The sequence below is a fragment of the Shinella sedimenti genome, assembly GCF_022601905.1.
GTDB classification, from domain to species: domain Bacteria; phylum Pseudomonadota; class Alphaproteobacteria; order Rhizobiales; family Rhizobiaceae; genus Shinella; species Shinella sedimenti.
This window is the reverse complement of the sequence record NZ_JAKVIN010000007.1, coordinates 97927-117146: the sequence shown is the minus strand read 5'-3', so window position 1 is coordinate 117146 and position 19220 is coordinate 97927. Positions and strand designations below refer to the sequence as shown.

Annotated in this window: 19 protein-coding genes and 1 pseudogene; 13 read left to right on the top strand and 7 right to left on the bottom strand. The window is 62.7% G+C overall.

The genetic code is table 11. The features are described from left to right. Window positions 1-18: 18 nt before the first annotated feature. From MKI86_RS16845 to MKI86_RS16825, 5 genes are all read right to left on the bottom strand, one after another. Window positions 19-993 carry a LysR substrate-binding domain-containing protein gene (locus MKI86_RS16845; RefSeq protein ID WP_241602865.1) on the bottom strand — a complete coding sequence of 325 codons (975 nt, stop codon included), beginning with the start codon at window positions 991-993 and terminating at the stop codon, window positions 19-21. Window positions 994-1073: 80 nt separating this feature from the next. Beyond that, the gene (locus tag MKI86_RS16840; RefSeq protein ID WP_241602862.1) at window positions 1074-1955 is read right to left on the bottom strand and encodes an NAD(P)-dependent oxidoreductase; all 882 of its coding nucleotides are present in this window, start codon (window positions 1953-1955) and stop codon (window positions 1074-1076) included. A 7-nt stretch (window positions 1956-1962) separates the two neighbouring features. Then, a complete protein-coding gene (locus tag MKI86_RS16835; RefSeq protein WP_241602859.1) occupies window positions 1963-3222 on the bottom strand; it encodes a TRAP transporter large permease in 1260 nt (419 codons plus the stop codon). Further along, the gene (locus MKI86_RS16830) at window positions 3219-3785 is read right to left on the bottom strand and encodes a TRAP transporter small permease (protein ID WP_241602856.1); all 567 of its coding nucleotides are present in this window, start codon (window positions 3783-3785) and stop codon (window positions 3219-3221) included. Before MKI86_RS16830 ends, MKI86_RS16835 begins: the two co-directional genes overlap by 4 nt. After that, window positions 3785-4759: a TRAP transporter substrate-binding protein gene (locus MKI86_RS16825; protein WP_160871065.1), complete on the bottom strand. Its 975-nt coding sequence runs from the start codon at window positions 4757-4759 to the stop codon at window positions 3785-3787. The genes MKI86_RS16830 and MKI86_RS16825 overlap by 1 nt, the downstream gene beginning before the upstream one ends. Window positions 4760-5043: 284 nt before the next feature. On the opposite strand from MKI86_RS16825, the gene MKI86_RS16820 reads away from it, so the two are divergent. The 4 genes from MKI86_RS16820 (at window position 5044) to MKI86_RS16805 (ending at window position 8659) form a co-directional block, all read left to right on the top strand. Further along, entirely contained in the window at window positions 5044-5898 is an 855-nt protein-coding gene (locus MKI86_RS16820) for a transketolase (protein WP_241602854.1), read from the top strand. A gap of 14 nt (window positions 5899-5912) precedes the next feature. After that, the gene (locus tag MKI86_RS16815) at window positions 5913-6959 is read left to right on the top strand and encodes a transketolase family protein (protein WP_134650181.1); all 1047 of its coding nucleotides are present in this window, start codon (window positions 5913-5915) and stop codon (window positions 6957-6959) included. Window positions 6960-7022: 63 nt separating this feature from the next. After that, window positions 7023-7781 (top strand): SDR family NAD(P)-dependent oxidoreductase, encoded by a 759-nt coding sequence (locus MKI86_RS16810; protein ID WP_241602851.1) that lies wholly within the window; start codon window positions 7023-7025, stop codon window positions 7779-7781. Between the two features lie 53 nt (window positions 7782-7834). Further along, entirely contained in the window at window positions 7835-8659 is an 825-nt protein-coding gene (locus tag MKI86_RS16805; RefSeq protein ID WP_241602849.1) for a sugar phosphate isomerase/epimerase family protein, read from the top strand. A gap of 94 nt (window positions 8660-8753) precedes the next feature. On the opposite strand, the pseudogene MKI86_RS16800 reads toward MKI86_RS16805, so the two are convergent. Continuing rightward, window positions 8754-8864 (bottom strand): annotated as a pseudogene (locus tag MKI86_RS16800) (IS5/IS1182 family transposase); the annotation flags it as partial. Window positions 8865-8908: 44 nt separating this feature from the next. Next, complete coding sequence (locus MKI86_RS16795; RefSeq protein WP_241602845.1) at window positions 8909-9511, bottom strand: amino acid synthesis family protein; 603 nt, start codon at window positions 9509-9511, stop codon at window positions 8909-8911. A 163-nt stretch (window positions 9512-9674) separates the two neighbouring features. Between MKI86_RS16795 and MKI86_RS16790 the strand changes: the two genes are divergently transcribed. The 9 genes from MKI86_RS16790 (at window position 9675) to MKI86_RS16750 (ending at window position 19162) form a co-directional block, all read left to right on the top strand. After that, window positions 9675-11480 carry a helix-turn-helix domain-containing protein gene (locus tag MKI86_RS16790; protein WP_241602842.1) on the top strand — a complete coding sequence of 602 codons (1806 nt, stop codon included), beginning with the start codon at window positions 9675-9677 and terminating at the stop codon, window positions 11478-11480. Window positions 11481-11600: 120 nt separating this feature from the next. Further along, window positions 11601-12593, top strand: a complete 993-nt coding sequence (locus MKI86_RS16785) for a flavin reductase (protein ID WP_241602839.1) — start codon at window positions 11601-11603, stop codon at window positions 12591-12593. 1 nt (window position 12594) lies between these two features. After that, window positions 12595-14109 (top strand): aldehyde dehydrogenase, encoded by a 1515-nt coding sequence (locus MKI86_RS16780; RefSeq protein ID WP_241602819.1) that lies wholly within the window; start codon window positions 12595-12597, stop codon window positions 14107-14109. 21 nt (window positions 14110-14130) lie between these two features. After that, the gene (locus MKI86_RS16775; protein ID WP_241602816.1) at window positions 14131-15207 is read left to right on the top strand and encodes an LLM class flavin-dependent oxidoreductase; all 1077 of its coding nucleotides are present in this window, start codon (window positions 14131-14133) and stop codon (window positions 15205-15207) included. 2 nt (window positions 15208-15209) lie between these two features. Then, a complete protein-coding gene (locus MKI86_RS16770) occupies window positions 15210-16022 on the top strand; it encodes an alpha/beta fold hydrolase (protein WP_241602814.1) in 813 nt (270 codons plus the stop codon). After that, window positions 16015-16404, top strand: a complete 390-nt coding sequence (locus tag MKI86_RS16765) for a carboxymuconolactone decarboxylase family protein (RefSeq protein WP_241602805.1) — start codon at window positions 16015-16017, stop codon at window positions 16402-16404. The genes MKI86_RS16770 and MKI86_RS16765 overlap by 8 nt, the downstream gene beginning before the upstream one ends. Window positions 16405-16554: 150 nt before the next feature. After that, on the top strand, window positions 16555-17388 hold the full coding sequence (locus tag MKI86_RS16760; RefSeq protein ID WP_241602791.1) for a transporter substrate-binding domain-containing protein: 834 nt from the start codon (window positions 16555-16557) through the stop codon (window positions 17386-17388). A gap of 62 nt (window positions 17389-17450) precedes the next feature. Beyond that, on the top strand, window positions 17451-18425 hold the full coding sequence (locus MKI86_RS16755) for an amino acid ABC transporter permease (protein ID WP_241602788.1): 975 nt from the start codon (window positions 17451-17453) through the stop codon (window positions 18423-18425). Next, a complete protein-coding gene (locus MKI86_RS16750; RefSeq protein ID WP_269470868.1) occupies window positions 18422-19162 on the top strand; it encodes an amino acid ABC transporter ATP-binding protein in 741 nt (246 codons plus the stop codon). The genes MKI86_RS16755 and MKI86_RS16750 overlap by 4 nt, the downstream gene beginning before the upstream one ends. Window positions 19163-19220 lie beyond the last annotated feature (58 nt).

Sequence of the window (19220 nt, the reverse complement as noted above, 5' to 3'; positions counted from 1 at the left end):
CGGGCGCGGCCGGAAATGCTAGCGCAGGACCGGCTCGCCGTCGTTGGCGAAGCGGATCCGGCAACCGAGACCCTTGAGAAGGCCGCGCGCCTGATGGTCGAAGCTCCGGCCCTGCTCACGGATCCAGTCGGAAAACAGCCGCACATTGCGCCTGTTGACATGGCGGGGCGGGCAGGCGATCCAGTAGGCGGGAAACTCCACGACATCGAAGGCGGCCGATAGCGGGACGAGCGTGCCGCGCTCGAGATCTTCCTGGGCAAGGGTGGCGGAATCGAGCACTACGCCCGCGCCGTCGCGGGCAAGCTGGATGGCCATGGACGACCGGTCAAAGCGCAGCGGTGCCTGCTCCAGCGGCGGGTCGATGCCATGCACCAGCAGCCAGGCGTCCCATTGATAGAGCGTCTTCACCGAATGGATCAGTCTTGCATGGGCGAGAAGACCGGCCGGATCCGCATCGTCGGCCGTCAGGCGCTCGCGATAGGCCGGGCTGCACATCGGCAGGAAGAAATCGTTGATGATGCATTCGGTATGCAGGCCGTCCCAGGCACCTGCGCCATATCGCATGTCGAGATCGATCGCCTCCGTTTCGAAGTCTGAGAAATCGGGCGTGGCATCGACGCGAATACCCCAGTCGGGATTGGCGTCGAGGAAATGCTTGAGGCGCGGCGTTAGCCAGCGGACGGCAAAGCTGGGGCTGGAGCGCACCGTCAGCTGCCGGCTGTTGCGCTGGCGCAGGACCACGGCCCGGGCGCCGCGGATCATGCGAAATGCGTTCGTCGTTGCCTGGAAAAGCGTCTCTCCGTCGAGCGTCAGGCTCAGGCGGCGGTCCTTGCGGCGAAACAGGCGTACACCCCATTGCTCCTCAAGCTGCTTGAGTTGCTGGCTGACGGCGGCGGCAGACACACCGAGTTCGGCAGCGGCTAGCGATACGCGTCCCGTGCGGGCGACGGCCTCGAAATAGGCAAGTGAATTCAGATTGGGATTGATGGCCACGCTGGTCTCCGCAGTGTATGCGGCGCCCCGGAGACAATCCGGAACGCCGCCCGCCAATGGGCTGCGGCGTGCCGTGGATGTCAAGAGATCCCGTTGAGACGCCGATAGGCGGCGATGACCTTGCTGTCATCGGCAAGACCATTGCCGTTGCCGCTTTCGGCAAGGAACATCTGGTGGGCAGCAGCGGCAAGCGGCAGCCCCATGCCGGCCGAATGCCCGGCGGACAGCGCGATGCCGAGATCCTTGACGAAGATGTCGACCGCGCTCGTTACGGGCGGGGTTTGCATCAGCATGCGCGGGCCGCGGTCCTTCAGCATCCAGCTCGAGGCCGCCGAGCCGGAGACGATCTCCAGGAGCGTGGCGACGTCGACGCCGGCCTTTTCGCCCAGCGCCAGCGCTTCCCCGGCCGCGGCGAGATGAACGCCGCAGAGAAGCTGGTTGATCGCCTTGACCACCGCGCCCTGGCCAACCTTCTGGCCGCAATGGTAGAGCTTGTCGCCCATGCTGCGAAGGATCGGAGCGACCGCGTCGAAGTCCTCCTGCGGCGCACCCACCATGATGGTCAGCGTCGCGGCCTTCGCGCCGACGACACCGCCGGAGACCGGGCAGTCGACGAGGCGCTTGCCGCTTGCCCGAATCTCTGTTTCCAGTGCCGTGACCTCGTCCGGCGGGCATGTCGCCATCAGGCAGACATGCGCGCCCGTGGGAAGCGCGGCGAGCGCTCCGGCCTCGATCAGCACGGTCAGCGCCTGCGCGGCGTTGATCACCATGAGGATCAGTGCATTGGCATGCTGGCAGGCCGATGCAAGGCTTTCGGCGCGCACCCCGCCGGCCGCAGCGAGCGCGTCCATGGCTTGCGGCCGCGTATCGAAGCCATGGACGGAGTACCCGGCCTTGACCAGATTGGTGGCCATGGGCAGGCCCATGGAGCCTAGCCCGACAAAGGCGATGGTCTTGCTCATGCTATCCTCAATAGATTGTGAGTGCTGGAACGTATGACATCAGTATAAGCACGGTGAACGCGACCAGATAGAAAGGCCAGAGCTCCTTGACGACAGCGCCGATCGGAACGCGCGCTATGGCCGCGCCGATGAACAGCGTGGTGCCGATGGGCGGAGTGAAGAGGCCGATCGACAGGTTGATGCACACCATCACGCCGAGCTGGATTGGGTCTATGCCGATGGCGTGCCCGATGGCCACGAAGGTCGGCCCCAGTAACAGGATCGCTGCAGGCAGGTCGAGGAACATGCCGACCACCAGCATGATGATGTTCATCATGAGGATGATCAGAATGGCATTGACCAGCGTGTCTTGCGCCCACTGCGCCACGATGGTCGGTACCCGCTCGGTGATGAGCACGTGTCCGACCAGGCTGGAGGCGGTGATGACCAGCATGACGATGCCGGTGGTAATCACGGTTCCCACCAGTGCCTCGTGCAGGCGCGCCCAGGTCAGGTCGCGGTAGATGATGATGCTGACGACCAGTGCATAGAACACCGCGATGACGCTGACCTCGGTCGGCGTGGCGATGCCGGCGCGCAGCAGCACGACGATGAAGAACGGCATCAGGAGCGCGGGCAGGGCAGAAAGGATCGATTTGCCAATGGAGCGCAGATGTGTCTGGTCGGTAAGCCGCGGAAAATTACGGATACGGCCGGACAGGTAGCAGACCACCATCATGCCGGCGGCGAGCATTAGGCCGGGCAGTACGGCAGCGGAGAACAGTGCCGCGATGGAGGCGTTGGAGACGGTGGAATAGAGGATGAGTGGGATCGACGGCGGAATGAGGCCCGCGATCGTCGAGGACGAGGCTGTGACGGCGGCGGCAAAGCCGGCCGGATAACCTTCGCGCTTCTGCCACGGGATGAGCATGGAGCCGAGGGCGGAAGCTTCCGCCACAGCGGACCCGGAGACGCCGCCAAATATGGTAGAGCCGACGACGGTGACCTGGCCCATGCCGCCATGGAAGCGGCCGACGAGAGCGGCGGCGAATTGCACGAGCTTCTGGCCGAGCGTACCCGACATCATCAGCGAGCCGGAGAGGATGAAGAAGGGAATGGCCAGCAGCGGGAAGCTCTGGGTCGGCTGGAACAGCTTGACGACGGCAAGCACCGTGGGCGTTCCGCCATGGAAGAGAATGGCCGTACCGGCGGCGATGATCAGCGCATAGCCGACTGGGACGGACAGGGCCAGAAGGACGGCGAAAATGCCGGTCATGACGGCGGTCATGTCATATGCTCCGTTTCCGTCTGGTGGACGAGGCGCGGATCCGCTGCATAGGCCACCCGAATGAGATTGACGACGGCCGCCAGCGCGATGCCGCCGAAACCGAAGAGAAGAGAACTGTACGCCCAGGCCTGACCAAATCCGGTCATGGGGAAGACCTGGACCCTCGTGATCTGGATGACCTGCAGCGAAAGCCAGGCGAGATAGGCGAACGAAATGGCCACGAGCAGATTGATGCCCATCAGCAGAAGGCGCAGCTTCGCCGCGTCAAGCATGGAGCGCAGTGCTTCGGCCGCGATGTGGGCTCCGCGCTGCGCGCCCACGACGATGCCGCCCATGATGAGCCACGGAAAGAGCAAGCTGGGCACTTCGTTCGGCCAGCCGAGGCCGGCAGAGGTGAAATAGCGCACGACGACTTCCGCCATCAGCGCAAGGAAGATGACGACGACCGCGGAGACGGCAATGAGGATCGCAATCCGGTCGAGGACCTCGCCGATCAGATTCGCGAAGCGCAAGGCGGGAGAACCCGCCTTGCCATCGGTTGCCCGAACAGGAGCCGCCGTCATCACTTGGCGGCTTCCTTGGCCGCTGCGATGAGTTCGTCGACGAGTTCCGGGTACTGGGCGCGCCACTTTTCGTAGACCGGCTGCGTGGCCGCGACGAACGGTGCGGGATCGACCTCGTTGAACTTGATGCTAGCGGCCTCAAGCGTGGTGCGCAGTTCGGTCGACTGGTCGCGCACCATCTTTCGGTTCAGTTCGCCAGCTTCCTTCGCGGCCGCGCGGACGATTTCCTGGTCTTCGGCGGAGAGACCGTCAAAGACGATCTTCGACGCCAGAAAGGGGGTCGCCTCGTACTTGTGGTTTGTCATCGAGATGAAAGGCTGAACTTCATGCAGTTTCGACGAATAGATGTTGATCAGCGGGTTCTCCTGACCGTCAACCACGCCCTGCTGGAGCGCGATGTAAAGCTCTGAGAAGGCCATGGGAGTCGGTGACGCGCCAAGCGCTTCGAAAATGTCGATGGTCATCGGATCCGGCGGCGTGCGGATCTTCATACCCTTCAGGTCATCCGGCGCCACGATCGGCTTCTTGGAGTTGGACACTTCGCGAATGCCGTTGTTCCACCAGCCCAGAACGACCAGGCCCTGCTTTTCGGCCGCCGCGGCGATCTTGTCGCCGACAGGGCCGTCCATCACGGCTTCGGCCTGCTCGAGATTCTGGAAGAGGAACGGCAGCCCCAGTAGCGCGATCTCAGGCACAACGGCTGAGGTGGTGCCCTGAGAATTCGCCGAGAACGCAATGGTACCGAGGCGCATGTTGGTGATGGTCTCGGCGTCGTCGCCGAACTGTGCGGCACCGCCGACGTCGACCTGAAGGCGACCGCCCGACTTTTCCTTGACGATCTCGGAGAACTTCAGCGAGGCAGCATCCTTTGGATTGCCCGCGCCTGCATTGTGAGACAGCTGGAACGTCTGGGCATTGGCCGTGCTGGCGCACAACGCAAAGGCAACGGCGGTCAATAGATGGCGAAATTTCATGTCGCTCCTCCCTGGGGCGTGGGTTGTCTACGCGAAAGGGAAGCCTCCGACACTGCGTGATCCGCGATTGTTGATCTGCCGTCACAGTGGCGGCGGCGATCAGCCGGATCATGCAGCGGAACGTCCTCCTCGCCCGCTTCCATGAACCTCGCTCATCTGAACGAAAGCGTCATCTAAGTTTTTCTAAACAACTTGTTTGAATAACTTAATTGAAGGTCATTTTTTTCCGCGGCAGTAGTGTCAGTCGTTGGCGCTGTGACGCGCCGGACGAGACGGGAGGAAGCATGACCATTCAGGCCACGGCGGCGACGCTGTCGAACATGAGCCTTGCGCGCCGCGCTTGGGAAATCCGCCGCAAGGCCCTTCGCATGGGGGAGGTGCAGGGACAGGGCTATGTCGGGCAGGCGCTCGGTATTGCCGATGTTCTCTCCGTTTCCTACTTCCACGCGCTTGCCTATCGGCCGGACGAACCGGAATGGGAAGGCCGCGATCGATTTCTGCTTTCCATCGGCCACTACGCCATCGCGCTCTATTCGGCGCTGATCGAGGCCGGCATCCTGCCGGAGCAGGAGTTGGAAACCTACGGGACCGATGACAGCCGCCTGCCGATGTCCGGCATGGCGGCCTATACGCCCGGCATGGAAATCACCGGCGGATCGCTCGGCCAGGGACTGGGCATCGGTGTCGGCATGGCGCTCGGCCTCAAGGCCAAGAAGAACCCGGCCTTCGTCTACAACCTGATGTCGGATGGCGAACTCGGCGAGGGCTCGACCTGGGAAGCCGCCATGTCGGCGGCCCATCACAAGCTGGACAATCTCGTCTGCATCGTCGATTTCAACGACCAGCAGGCCGACGGAAAGGCGACGGACATGCTGTGCTCCGAGCCGCTCGGCGACAAGTGGGCCTCCTTCGGCTGGCATGTTCAGCGTGTGGATGGCAACGACATCGCTGCGCTCGTCGCGGCTTTCGATGCGGCGCGAGACCTCAAGGAAGCCAAACCCCGCGTCATCATCTGTGACACGATCATGTGCAAGGGCGTGCCTTTTCTCGAACAGCGCGAGATCACGCATTTCGTGCGGGTCGAGGCGGACGAGTGGCAGAAGGCGCTCGCCGTTCTCGATGCGAACCGGCCGGAATGAGGGAGGATCACGCAATGAACGCCACGCATAAATACGACCCGCACCGCAAATGGGAAGCCCGCACGCCGCCGAAGCCCGGCGAAGGCGGACGCACGTCGGCAATGATCGCCTCCCTGGCCGCCGAAGGCTACGAGACGGTTTCCGCCCCCTTCGGTCACGCCCTGGTAGAGGAAGCGAAGAAGAACGACCGCATCGTCGGCCTCACCGCCGATCTTTCGAAATATACCGACCTCCATATCTTCGCCCAGGCTTTTCCCGAACGGTTCTACCAGATGGGCATGGCCGAGCAGGTGATGATTTCGGCCGCTGCCGGCATGGCGCGTGAGGGCTTCATACCCTTCGCCACCACCTATGCCGTCTTCGCCTCGCGCCGCGCCTATGATTTTATCGCCATGGCCATCGCCGAGGAGTATCTGCCGGTCAAGATCGTCTGCGCCCTGCCGGGCCTGACGACCGGTTACGGGCCTAGCCACCAGGCGACCGAAGACCTCGCGATCTTCCGCGGCCTGCCCAATCTGACGATCGTCGATCCGTGCGATGCCATCGATGTGGTGGAAGCCGTTCCGGCCATTGCGGCGCATGAAGGGCCGGTCTATATGCGCCTGCCGCGCGGCAAGGTACCGTCCGTCATCCGCCAGCATTGCCCGGACTACAAGTTCGAGCTCGGCAAGGCCAAGCTACTGCGAGACGGCAAGGACGTGCTCGTGATCGCCTCCGGCTTCATGACGATGCGCGCGCTTGACGCGGCCGTCGAACTGGAAGCGCAGGGCATATCCGCCGCCGTGCTGCATTGCCCGACGATCAAGCCGCTGGACACCGAGACGATCCTCGCGGAAGCCGGCAAGGGAGGACGTCTGGTCGTCACGGCGGAAAACCACACGAAGGTCGGCGGTCTCGGCGAGGCGGTCGCATCGACGCTGCTGACGCATGGTGTGACACCGGCCTTCCGCATGATCGGCCTCCCGGACCAGTTCCTCGATGCCGGTGCGCTTCCGACCCTGCATGATCGCTACGGCATCTCGACCGCCGCCATGATCACGCAGATCCGCGGCTGGCTCTGACCTTCATTTCAACGAATTGCGCCCCGGCAGAAGGCCGGGCGCGGCTACCCAGGGAGAAACCTCATGGCTACTGCTCTGCTTCAGGGCAAATTCGCCGTCGTCACCGGCGCGGCATCCAAGCGCGGTCTCGGCAAGGCGACGGCGAAGCTTTTTGCCGAACACGGCGCGACCGTCGCCATCCTCGACCTCGACGAGGGAGCGGCGAAGGAGGCTGCCGGCGATGTCGGTCCGCAGCATGTCGGCATGGCGTGTGACGTCACCGATCTCGAAGGCGTGAAGAAAGTCTTCGACGCGCTGGCCGCCAAATGGGGCCGGATCGATATCCTCGTTAACAATGCCGGCATCACTCAGCCGCTGAAGATCATGGACATCGCGCCGAAGAACTACGACGCGGTCCTTGATGTAAATCTGCGCGGCACGCTTTATTGCAGCCAGGCGGTCATTCCGCATATGCGTTCACGCAAGGAAGGCAAGATCGTCAACCTGTCGTCGGTTTCCGCGCAGCGCGGCGGCGGGATTTTCGGCGGTCCGCACTACTCCGCGGCCAAGGCGGGCGTGCTGGGCCTGACAAAGGCGATGGCGCGTGAACTGGCGCCGGACAATGTTCGTGTCAATGCGATCTGCCCGGGTTTCATCGCCACCGACATCACTGGCGGCATGCTGACGCCGGAAAAGCTGGAAGAGATCAAGCTTGGCATCCCGATGGGCCGCGCCGGGACGGCGGATGACGTTGCTGGCTGCGCGCTGTTCCTGGCATCCGATCTCTCGGCCTATGTCACGGGCTCAGAAGTCGATGTTAACGGCGGCTCGCTCATTCATTGATATTGTCGGCCGGCACGTTTCGATGTGCCGGCCCCGCATCCGAGGAGGAATACATGAAACTGGGATTGGGGAGCTACGCCTTTCGTTGGTCGATCGGGATCAAGGATCTACGGCCCGCAAAACCGATGACCGCAATGGAGGTTCTGGAAATCGCGCATCAACATGGGCTGTCGCTCGTGCAATATGCCGATAACCTCCCGCTCGACCGGCTGACCGCTGAAGACCATCTTGCCCTGAAGGCGCGCGCTGACAGCTACGACATGACGTTGGAACTCGGAACCCAGTCCTTCGATGCGGAAGAGCTCGCCCGATACATCCCCATCGGCGAGCGAATCGGTTCGAAAATCCTGCGGGTGGCGCTCGATGCCGAGGACGCCCTGATTCCGATTCCGGAGCTTGCTGCGCAAATCCGCGAGCTTCTGCCGGACGGCAAGCGCGCCGGGCTGCGCTTTGCCATCGAAAACCACTTCAACTATCCATCGCCCCGCATGGTCGCACTTCTTGATGCTGTGTCCGACGAAGCGCTTGGCGTCTGCCTTGACGTCGCCAATTCGATCTGCGCCGGCGAATGGCCGATCACCACGGTGAAGATGCTGGCGCCTTACACGATCAACCTACATCTCAAGGATTACGATATCACACCTGACCCCTATGGTGTCGGGTTCGGTATCCATGGCACGCCGTTGTCTGAAGGCAGGGCCGAAATTGAAGAAATCCTCGCTATGCTCACGCACTGCCCTGACGATATGAGTGTCATCCTTGAACATTGGTTGCCGCAGTCCGGCGATATGGAAGAAACGCGCCAGATGGAGCATGTTTGGCTTGGCCGCACCGTCGCCGCCGCCAAGCGGCTGGTGCCGGGAAACCATCACGCCTGAAGGACCTCCTAAGACGGAATGAGTTGTCGCTGTCGCGCCAGGCGGGAAGAATTGCATAGAGTGGCGTTGGTGCATGGATCAGCGATCGAGTGATCGGGGTCGCCAGATCGAGGCTCATCAGCTGTAAGGTCGAAGCCAGAAAGTCTTCGGTCTGGCGCAGTCTCAGGCCGAACACCAGTCCCGGCGCCAGATCGGAATAGCGCGGCTATGAGTGCCGTATCTCCACAAAAGGGCTCCATCCGCCGTGGTTCAATTTCGGGCAGCTGCATTGGCGGCCTCTGCTTCCATTTCTGCGATATCCTGGAACCGATCGGCAATGCGTGCGTGCGGGCGGCCGCCATCGGCGGCGGCGATGGCGATGACGATCTCGTCTGGATGGGGCGCGTCGGCAATTTGGAAATTGGCGGTGAGGAAGTGGGAACGCTTGCCGTTTTCGCTCTTATGCATCATCGGCAAAGAGAGCAGCGCACCTGGCGCGTTACGGGTGTTGGCAAATTCCAGATAGTTCGTGCCGCCAATCGCCTCGCGGAAGGGATTGCCGAAGCGCAGTGTGTGGATCATTGCCGAGGCATGCTCAATCTCTCCATTCACGCCGACCGCTGCCGCCTTGCCGCAAGCCTCGATTTTTTCGGCTGGCATTTGCACCAGCAGCCGGCGGGTCATTTCCTCGCTTAAAGGCCCTGCAATGTCGATAATCTCGGGCCGCAGGTTCTCCACAAAGCCCTTGCCGGACCACGGATTTTTTATGACGGCGGCGACCACGACGAGATTGAGACAGCGCGGCGCGGCCTTGCCACCCTCGATGTGGGTTTCTTCAAGGAAGGTGCAGAACTTTCTTATGCTGAGCGCCATGTTTTTCCGCCGTTTGTTGAACGTTGCACAAACTTAGTATGCAGCGGCTCACGATCTTCCTATCACTCGGAGGAAATGGGGCCGTGGTGCTCCTCTGAAAATAAGTAGCATTCGTGGATTTCGCGCCGCATTATCGCGGGTTTGAGAGGGAGTGCGGAGCAGGTTGGACAACAAATCACGGATACTTTCGCTTCGCGACGTTGCAAGCCAAATCAACAGTGGCGGCGATCTGACGACCGTGCTGCGACATTTGATTGCGGCTGCCTGCCGACACGCGAATTGGGCGCTCGGCTCAATTATGGGCATCGACGCCGCGCATGGCTATGCGCATGTCATCGTGCGGCATGACCCCACGCTTATCCAACGCGACCTGCCGGATCGCTGGGAACTGGCAACCAGCCCATCGCTTATCGCGCTCCAGCGCAACGAGCCGGTTTATCTGCGGGATGCGCGCGAAAGTGCCGAGTTTCCAGGCTACCGCAAGGAAGCCTTCGAGCGGGATTACCGCACCGTGCTGGTTATGCCGATGAATTGCGCCGACGCCGAGGGGCGGCCAATGGTGCTGAGCGTTATTGCCCGGACGGTGACGGAGGTGACGGAAGACGATCTCGCCTTTCTCGGAACCATCATCCATCTCGGTGCGATTGCGGTGGAAAAGGAACACCGTCTCGCAGCGGAAAAGCGCGCCTCAGTGCGACTGGACCGGGCGCTCTCAGCGCATACCTCACTGCTGGAACATGTGCTCAGCGACGGATCTGTCTCCTCACTTGCCGCCATGGTCGACAGGCTCCTGCCCAACCCCCTGGTCGTCGTCGATTTTACCGTCAATCAGGTGATCGCTGGGCGCTCACCACTGATAGCGGTCTTCGACGATGCGGCTTGGCAAGACGCGGCCCAGACAGTCTTTGGTCGCACCATCATCAAGGCGGCCCGCGACGCCGTCGAGCGTGGCACCTTGGAAACGGCGCCAATCCTGCTGGACGACGGCACGCGGCGGCAGCGGGTTTTAGCGCGAACTGAGGCTCTAACGGTGGACCGGCAACTGGTCGGTGCGCTAGTCATCTTCCCCGGTGCTGTCGCCGAGGGCGAACTGGACCAACTCATGCTCGACAGCGCCAAGTTTGCGCTGAGCGTGCAGATGATGCGTTCCTTCCTGCGCTTCCGTTTCGAGACGCGCACGCAAAGCGAGCTGTTTTTCGAAGTCGTCGAGCGGCGCTGGCGCGATGCTGCGGATGTCACCCAGCGCGCCACGCGCCTCGGGCTCGATTTTTCCACGACCCAGCAGATGATCGTCGTCGATTTTCCGGAGAAGGCGAAGGCCTTCGGCGGCGGTTCCGTCGATGTCGAGCACACCCTGTCGCGCATCCTGCGGCAGGCTTCGCTGGAGGCGAGCCTCGTCGCTATCGATGGCGGTGTCGTCTGCCTCGTGCCGCATGAAGCGGGGCGCAAGCAGGAACGCACGACGAAACTCATGCGCCGCATGGCCGATGAACTGGGCCGCTATTTCGACGAGGCGCCGGTCATCGTTGCCGGAAACCGCTGCGCCGGGCTGGAAGACTACCCCACCGCCTGGGAGCGGTGCAGCCGGATGATCCGCATCGGCCGGTCGTTCGGTCTGACGGGGGCACTCTCCACGCAGGATTTCGGTCCGCTGCCCATGCTCGTTTCCGCCGCCGATGTGGGCGACGTGCGCAGTTTCGTCCGCGAAAGCATCGGCGCCATTGCCGAGCACGACCGCGAGAACGGCACGCCCTATCTGGAAACGCTGTCGGCCTATCTCGAAGAAGGCTGCCGCAGCCAGGCCTGCGCCGACCGCCTCGGCCTGCATGTGACGACGCTGCGCTACCGGCTCTCGCGCATCCAGGAACTCTTCGGCATAGATGTCGAAACCGCGGAAAGACGCTTTTCCGTCGAGCTCGCCTTGCGTCTCTACGGCGTCATCGAGAACCACGCCTTCAGCGACCGCTGACGCCTTCGGGCTCTCCTTCGAAGCGCAGGAGAACTCTCTGCCACTCTCCTCCGCCTAGGAGGAAGAAGCGGCCGGCTGGCGGCGGTAGCTTCCTCTCAATGAACCGGAGAGGAGGTCGGGATGGTGGAGCAAGCGGCAGCACAGGGTGCACCGATCGACCCGATCGCGCTGCGCCGGGCCTTCGGCACCTTCGTCACCGGCGTGACGGTTATCACCACCTTGGAAGCGGATGGAACGCCGCGCGGGATGACCGCGAATTCCTTCACCTCCGTGTCGCTCGATCCGCCGCTCCTGCTCGTCTGCGTCGCCAAGTCGGCGTCCAGCTATGCGGTGTTCAAGGCGGCGGACTGTTTTGCCGTCAACATCCTGCATGAGGGGCAGGTCGACGTATCGGCGACCTTCGCCTCGAAGGCGCAGGACAAGTTCCAGTCGGTCAACCACGACCGCGTGCATACGGGTGCGCCGGTTCTGACGGACAGCCTGACATGGTTCGATTGCAGCCTTCACAGCGCGGTGGATGCCGGCGACCATGCCATCCTGATCGGCCAGGTGCGCGCCTTCGGCACCAGCCCCACCGCACCGCTCGGCTTCTGCCGTGGCCGTTACGCCAGCGTGAAGGACCCGTTGCCGACCGGCTGGCTCGCCTCGCACGGCATGATCATCGGCTACCTCATAGAGGCAGGCGACAGCCTGCTGCTGCGCTCGGACGGCAAGGGCGGCTGGGTGTTGCCCTCAGCGCGCCGGCGCAAGGCGGACAGCCAGCTGGTGCTCGACGGCGGCGATGCGCTGCGTCTCGTGCCGGAGGAAACCTTCCTCTATTCCGTCTTCGATGTCGCCGACAGCGATCCCGGTTATCTCGTCTACCGGGCGCGCCTGGCGGGCGAGGGCGCCGCGGGCAATCTCCCCGCCGACCTCCGCTTCTTCCCAATCGACGATCTGCCCTACGACACGATCGCGACCCATGAACTGCGCTCGATGCTGCGGCGCTATGGGCGCGAGCGGCTGGCGGGCCGCTTCGGCATCTACATGGATTCCGACGACGGCGGCCGTGTCGCGATGATCGACGGCGAAGCTCGCGCCTGGCTTCAGGCCTCCCAAGACCAAGGACAATGACATGAAGACGACAGCCAGCTCAATCGAGGGCTCCCGCCAGCTGCTGTTCATCGACGGCCGGTTCGTGGCCCCGAAGAACGGCAACTACATCCCGAGCTACGATCCGACGACGGGCGCGCCCTGGTATGAATTTGCCGAGGCCGATGCGGACGATGTCCAGGCGGCCGTCACGGCTGCCAATGCCGCCTTCCGCAATCCCGAATGGCGGCGCATGACGCAGACCGATCGCGGTGCGCTGGTGCGCCGTCTCGCCGAACTCGTGCGGGCCAATGCCGATACGCTCGCCGACATCGAGACGCGCGACAACGGCAAGCTTCTCAAGGAAACCCGGGCGCAGATGCGCGCCATGCCGGACAGCTACCACTACTTCGCCGGCATGGCCGACAAGTTGCAGGGCGACACGATCCCGATCAACCGGCTCGACACGCTGAACATCAACCTGCGCGAGCCGCTCGGCGTCATCGGCATGATCACGCCATGGAACTCCCCGCTGATGTTGCTGACAGGCACGCTGGCGCCCTGCCTTGCGATCGGCAACACCATCGTCATCAAGCCTTCGGAACATGCGACGGCCTCCACGCTGGCGCTCGCCGAACTCATCCACGAGGCGGGTTTCCCGGCCGGCGTCGTCAACGTCGTGACGGGCACCGGCAAGAGCGCCGGCGAGGCGCTGACGCGCCATCCGGGCGTTGCGAAATACGTTTTTACCGGCAGCACCGCCACCGGTCGCCGCATCGCCGGCAACGCCGCGCAGAACCTCGTGCCCTGCTCGATGGAGCTCGGCGGCAAGTCGCCCCATGTCGTCTTCGGCGACGTCGATATCGAGCATGCGGTGAACGGCGTCGTCTCCGGCGTCTTCGCCGCGGCTGGCCAGACCTGCGTGGCCGGTTCGCGCTGTTTCGTCGAGGCGAGCGTCTACGACAGGTTCATCGACGCCCTCGTCGCCCGCACACAGCGTATCCGCGTCGGCCTTCCGACCGGCGATGACACCGATATCGGCCCCCTGGCGCTCGCCGACCAGCTTTCCAAGGTCGAATCCTACGTCGCCTCGGGTGTGAAGGAGGGCGCGAAGGTGGCTGCCGGCGGCCGGCGGCCGCAGAAGGATGGGCTTGCGCCCGGCGGCTGGTATTTCGAGCCGACCGTGATGGTCGATGCGCAAAACGACATGACCTTCATGCGCGACGAGCTTTTCGGCCCGGTTGTCGGCGTCATGCCGTTCCGCGACGAGGGGGAGATGATCCGGCTTGCCAACGATACGCGCTACGGCCTCGCCTCCGGCATCTGGACGAAGGACATCGACCGGGCGCTGCGTTTCGCCAACGAGATCGAGGCGGGCACCGTCTGGGTCAACACCTATCGCTCCGCCTCCTTCATGTCCGCCAATGGCGGTTTCAAGGAAAGCGGCTACGGCCGGCGCGGTGGCTTCGAGGTGATGCACGAGTTCTCGCGGCTGAAGAACGTGATCATCGACTATTCCGGCGCGATGCAGGACCCCTTCGTCATCCGCCTCAAGTAACAAACATCGAAAGGCAGAACCATGAAGTTCGCAGTCTCGCTCACGATGGAACGCTTCTCGCCGGATGTGCCGATGGCGACCGCGAAGAACAACCTGCTGACGCTGGCCCGCATGGCCGACGAGGGCGGCTTCGAGATGCTCTGGACCGCCGAGCATCACACAATCGAATGCACGATCTCTCCCAATCCGTTTCAGACGCTCGTCTGGCTCGCGCAGCACACCGAGCAACTGCGGCTCGGCACCTCGACGCTAGTGGCACCCTACTGGGACCCGATCCGGCTTGCCGGCGAATCGGCGCTTTGCGACCACCTGACGAACGGCCGGCTGGAATTCGGCATCGCGCGCGGCTCCTACCAGTACGAGTTCGACCGGATGGCGGGCGGCATGCCGCAGCAGGAAGGCGTCGCGTATATGAAGGAGATCGTGCCGGCGGTGAGGAAACTCTGGGCCGGCGATTACGCCCATGATGGGCATTATTGGAAATTCCCTCTGGCCACCTCCGTGCCGAAACCCTTGCAGCAGCCGCATCCGCGCATCTGGGTCGCCGCGCGCGATCCCGGCACCTTCGACTGGGCGATTGCGAACGGAGCGAGTATCCTGTCAACGCCGCTTTCGGCACCCGCCGCCGAAATCCAGGTGCTTTCCGACAAGTTCCACAAGGCCGTGGCCGACCATCCGGAGGTGCCGCGCCCGCGTTTCATGATGCAGCGGCGCACCTGCGTCTACGACCGGCCGGACGGCTGGGAAAAGGCCGTACAGCACAGCATGGATTATGGCCGCGCTTTCGAGAACCTCATGCAGAATGCCGGCACCGTGCAGAACGGTTTTCCCGAGGCCGTGCCCTATGATGCGGTAAAGGGCAAGGAGAACTACAATCCTGAGAGCATCCGCAAGAACCTCATGTTCGGCACGCCGGAAGAGGTGATCGAGAAGCTGCTCGTCTTCGAATCGGCAGGTGTCGACCAATATTGCCTCGGCCTCACCTTTAACCTGCCCTTCGAATTGCAGAAGCGCACGATCGAGCTTTTCGTAAAAGAGGTCATGCCGTTCTTTGCTGCGCGCGAGAACGACCGGAAGCGGGCGGCTGCGGGGGGCTGATCATGGCGGAGGCACGAGAGCATACGGTCGGCGAGGTTACACTCAACTATCGCATTGATGGCAATGGCGGTGAGCCGCTCGTCTGCATTCACGGCGTCGGCTCCTATCTGGAGGCCTGGTCGGGCGCGGTGGAGCGATTGAGGGACCGTTTCACGATCCTCACCTTCGACCTGCGGGGCCATGGCCGGTCGAGCCGCGTCAAGGGCCGCTACGAGATCGACGACTTCGTGGCCGAGACGCTGGCGCTTGCCGACAGGGCCGGATTTTCGACCTTCAATCTGGCGGGGTTTTCGCTGGGCGGCCTGATCGCACAACGCCTCGCGCTGACACATCTGCCGCGTCTGCGCCGGCTCGTGCTACTGTCCACGGTTGCGGGCCGCACGCCTGAAGAGCGGGAACGGGTCCTCGCCCGCCTCGCGGCGCTTCAGGCCGGAACGCCGGCGGATCACCACACGGCATCGCTCTCGCGCTGGCTGACGGAAGCGTTTCAGGAGGAACATCCCGACGTGATCGCCTGGTTGCGGGCACGCGACGCGGAAAACGATCCGGACTGCTACGCGGCCGCCTATCGGGTGCTGGCCGAGACGGATTTCGGCGGCTTCCTCGACCAAATCCGCTGCCCGACCCTGATTGCCACCGGCGAGGACGATGTCGGCTCCAACCCGCGCATGGCCCGCTACATGCACGACCGCATCCCGGGATCGCAGCTCAACCTTTTCCCAGGCCTGCGCCATTCCATCCTCATCGAGGCACCGGGCGTCGTGGCCGAAGCCATCGACAATTTCGTCTCGAATACGGAGGCCGCCCATGGATGAGACATTGCGCAAAGAGGGCGAAGCGATCCGGCGGCGCGTGCTCGGCGACGACTATGTCGATCGCGCCAAGGCAGGCGCCGATGCCTTCTCCGCACCCTTGCAGGACCTCCTCAATGAGTATTGCTGGGGCCTCGGGTGGACGGATGACGGCCTCGACCTCAAAAAGCGCAGCCTTCTGAACCTCGGCATGCTTGCCGCCAGCAACCGCATGCATGAATTCGGCATCCATTTCCGCGGCGCCATCCGCAATGGCCTGACGGACAGGGAATTGCAGGCGGCCCTTCTCCAGATCGCGATCTATTGCGGCGTACCGGCGGGCGTTGAGGCGTTCCGGGTGGCCCGCGCCATCCGCGCGGAAGTGGGCGGGGAGGGCACGACTTGATTTCCGTCATTTCGATGAAGCCAGGGGCCGCGCGCTGCTTGGGAACGCCGGAAGACGGGAAGGGGCGATAAGCCTCAAGATTGTTACCATCGGCAGGGAGAGGAACCCGCGCCGTCAACAGAAACGACAATGGACAGAGGGAACAAACACATGACGAAGACATCGACACTCGCGGCGCTCGTCGCCTCTCTCTCGCTTTCGCTCGCCGCCGTGCCGGCTCAGGCCGGCGCCGTTCTCGACCGGGTGCTCGCCGCCAAAACCCTGAAGGTCGCGACCGATGCCAACTGGGCACCGCAATCCTTCGTCAACGACAAGAACGAGATGGACGGTTTCGACATTGACGTTGCCAAGGAGATCGGCAAGCGCCTCGGCGTCTCCGTCGAATTTGTGACGCCTGGCTGGGACATTATCACGGCCGGCAAGTGGCAGGGCCGCTGGGACATGCATGTTGGCTCGATGACGCCGACCAAGGCACGCGCCGAAATCTTCGATTTCCCGGCGGTCTATTACTACACGCCCGCCGCCGTCGCCGTGCACAAGGACAGCAAGGCGGAAAAGCTCTCCGATCTCGAAGGCAAGGTCGTCGGCGTGACGGCAACCTCGACCTTTGAGGCCTATGCCAATCAGGACCTTACGCTGGACGCCGCCGGCGCACCGCCTTTCACCTATGAATTCAAAGCGGGTGAGGTGAAATCTTACGCCAACTCCACCACCGCCTTTGACGATCTGCGTCTGGGCGATGGAACGCGCCTTGACGCCGTCGTCTCGACGCTGCCGAGCATTCTCGATGCGGAAAAGGCCGGTTATCCGATCAAGCAGCTCGGCAAGCCGGTCTTCTTCGAGCCTCTTGCCGTTGCTGTCGAACATGGTGACAAGGAGCTGAGCGAGAAGATCGCGGAGGCTGTGGATGCGATCCGTGCCGATGGCACGCTGAGCAAGCTGTCGGTCAAGTGGTACGGTGTCGATTACACGGTCACGCAGTAAAAGAGCCATCCGTTCGCGCGCGCCCGCAATGCCGGGCCGCGCCTTACATTCAGGGAGCGGAGATGCTGTATCCGGATACCGTCGAGTCCGAAGTGCTCGTTCACAAGCCGTGGTTCGTTGGGGTGATGTTTGCGGCGATCTTCGCCCTTTTCCTTGCCTTCGATCTCTCGGGAACGTTGATGGGCGAGCTGATGCGCCCAGTGATCGGCGAGCCCCTAGAAAGCGGCATCTACGGCCGCTTCGCCATCGCCTTCGTGATCGCAGCGTTGTTCTGCCTGAACGTCGTCCTGATCGGCTTCGCCTCGCTTAGGGTGCAGATCACGATCGTCTGGCTTGAACTCCTGCTGCTGTTCCTCGCCTTCTTCAAGACGTTCAATCTCAGCCTGCCGTTCATGGCCGAGAAATTGCCCTTCCTCGTCACGCAGGGGCTTTTCACGACGATCTACGTCTCGGCGATCTCCATCGTCATCGCGTCCGCCATCGCTATTCTCGGCGCGGTGGCGAAGCTTTCGACGAACGGGTTCGCCTATGCGATCGCAAGTTTTTACACCTCGTTCTTCCGCGGCCTGCCACTCCTGATGCAGGTCTACCTCATCTATCTCGGCCTGCCACAGCTCGGCTTCGTCATCGATGCGGTGCCGGCCGGCATCCTCGCGCTGTCGCTCTGCTACGGTGCCTATATGACGGAAATCTTTCGCTCCGGCATCCAAAGCATCGACCGCGGTCAATGGGAGGCCTCGCGCTCGATCGGCTTCGGCTTCGGTATCACCATGCGCAAGATCATCCTGCCGCAGGCGCTGCCCGTCATCATCCCGCCCACCGGCAACCAGTTCATCTCGATGCTGAAAGATAGTTCGCTCGTCTCGGTCATCGGCGTGTGGGAACTGATGTTCCTGGCGCGCACGCTTGGCCAGAAGTCGTTCCAGCATATGGAAATGTTGATCTCCGCCGCGATGCTCTACTGGGTCGTCTCGATCTGCCTCGAACTCATCCAGTCACGCATCGAGCGTCATTATGCGAGGAGCAAAATCCGATGAGCGAAAAGATCATCGACGTCCGCAAGGTCTCAAAATGGTATGGCTCTTTCCGAGTGCTTACCGATGTGAACCTTACGGTCGAGAAAGGCGAGCGCATCGTCATCTGTGGCCCTTCCGGCTCGGGGAAGTCGACGCTGATCCGCTGCTTCAACCGGCTGGAGGCGCATCAGGAAGGCGACATCGTGGTCAACGGCATCCCTCTGCACGATAAGATGCGCAATGTCGCCGAGGTGCGCAAAAACGTTGGAATGGTCTTCCAGCACTTCAACCTCTTCCCGCACATGACCGTTCTAATGAATTGCATGGTCGGGCCGATGTGGATCAAGGGAGTTTCACAGGCCGAAGCCCGAAAGACGGCGTTGCAATTCCTGGAACGCGTGCGCATTCCTGAACAGGCGGACAAATTTCCTGTTCAACTCTCCGGCGGACAGCAGCAGCGCGTGGCTATCGCTCGTTCGCTCTGCATGCAGCCGGCCGTTATGCTGTTCGACGAGCCGACATCCGCCCTCGATCCAGAAATGGTGTCGGAAGTGCTTGACACGATGACCAGCTTGGCACGCGACGGCATGACCATGGTCTGCGTTACCCACGAAATGGCATTCGCGCGCGCGGTGGCCGACCGAGTGATCTTCATGAATGCAGGCCAGATCGTCGAGCAAGGCAAGCCCGACGACTTCTTTTCAAACCCTCAACATGAGCGCACAAAACTCTTCCTTAGCCAGATCCTAAAGCATTAAAAGATTGTATTCATATACTAAGGCCGCGCTCCGTACCGGCCTGACATCGCCGCGTTCG

Bases quoted from the DNA above. Each gene is read 5' to 3' on its own strand.
- MKI86_RS16795 (WP_241602845.1), bottom strand. From the start codon at position 9,511: ATGGCGCTCAGCATAAGAAAGTTCTGCACCTTCCTTGAAGAAACCCAC.
- MKI86_RS16805 (WP_241602849.1), top strand. From the start codon at position 7,835: ATGAAACTGGGATTGGGGAGCTACGCCTTTCGTTGGTCGATCGGGATC.
- MKI86_RS16810 (WP_241602851.1), top strand. From the start codon at position 7,023: ATGGCTACTGCTCTGCTTCAGGGCAAATTCGCCGTCGTCACCGGCGCG.
- MKI86_RS16780 (WP_241602819.1), top strand. From the start codon at position 12,595: ATGAAGACGACAGCCAGCTCAATCGAGGGCTCCCGCCAGCTGCTGTTC.
- MKI86_RS16755 (WP_241602788.1), top strand. From the start codon at position 17,451: ATGCTGTATCCGGATACCGTCGAGTCCGAAGTGCTCGTTCACAAGCCG.
- MKI86_RS16750 (WP_269470868.1), top strand. From the start codon at position 18,422: ATGAGCGAAAAGATCATCGACGTCCGCAAGGTCTCAAAATGGTATGGC.
- MKI86_RS16770 (WP_241602814.1), top strand. From the start codon at position 15,210: ATGGCGGAGGCACGAGAGCATACGGTCGGCGAGGTTACACTCAACTAT.
- MKI86_RS16835 (WP_241602859.1), bottom strand. From the start codon at position 3,222: ATGACCGCCGTCATGACCGGCATTTTCGCCGTCCTTCTGGCCCTGTCC.
- MKI86_RS16840 (WP_241602862.1), bottom strand. From the start codon at position 1,955: ATGAGCAAGACCATCGCCTTTGTCGGGCTAGGCTCCATGGGCCTGCCC.
- MKI86_RS16815 (WP_134650181.1), top strand. From the start codon at position 5,913: ATGAACGCCACGCATAAATACGACCCGCACCGCAAATGGGAAGCCCGC.
- MKI86_RS16775 (WP_241602816.1), top strand. From the start codon at position 14,131: ATGAAGTTCGCAGTCTCGCTCACGATGGAACGCTTCTCGCCGGATGTG.
- MKI86_RS16785 (WP_241602839.1), top strand. From the start codon at position 11,601: ATGGTGGAGCAAGCGGCAGCACAGGGTGCACCGATCGACCCGATCGCG.
- MKI86_RS16765 (WP_241602805.1), top strand. From the start codon at position 16,015: ATGGATGAGACATTGCGCAAAGAGGGCGAAGCGATCCGGCGGCGCGTG.
- MKI86_RS16820 (WP_241602854.1), top strand. From the start codon at position 5,044: ATGACCATTCAGGCCACGGCGGCGACGCTGTCGAACATGAGCCTTGCG.
- MKI86_RS16825 (WP_160871065.1), bottom strand. From the start codon at position 4,759: ATGAAATTTCGCCATCTATTGACCGCCGTTGCCTTTGCGTTGTGCGCC.
- MKI86_RS16760 (WP_241602791.1), top strand. From the start codon at position 16,555: ATGACGAAGACATCGACACTCGCGGCGCTCGTCGCCTCTCTCTCGCTT.
- MKI86_RS16830 (WP_241602856.1), bottom strand. From the start codon at position 3,785: ATGACGGCGGCTCCTGTTCGGGCAACCGATGGCAAGGCGGGTTCTCCC.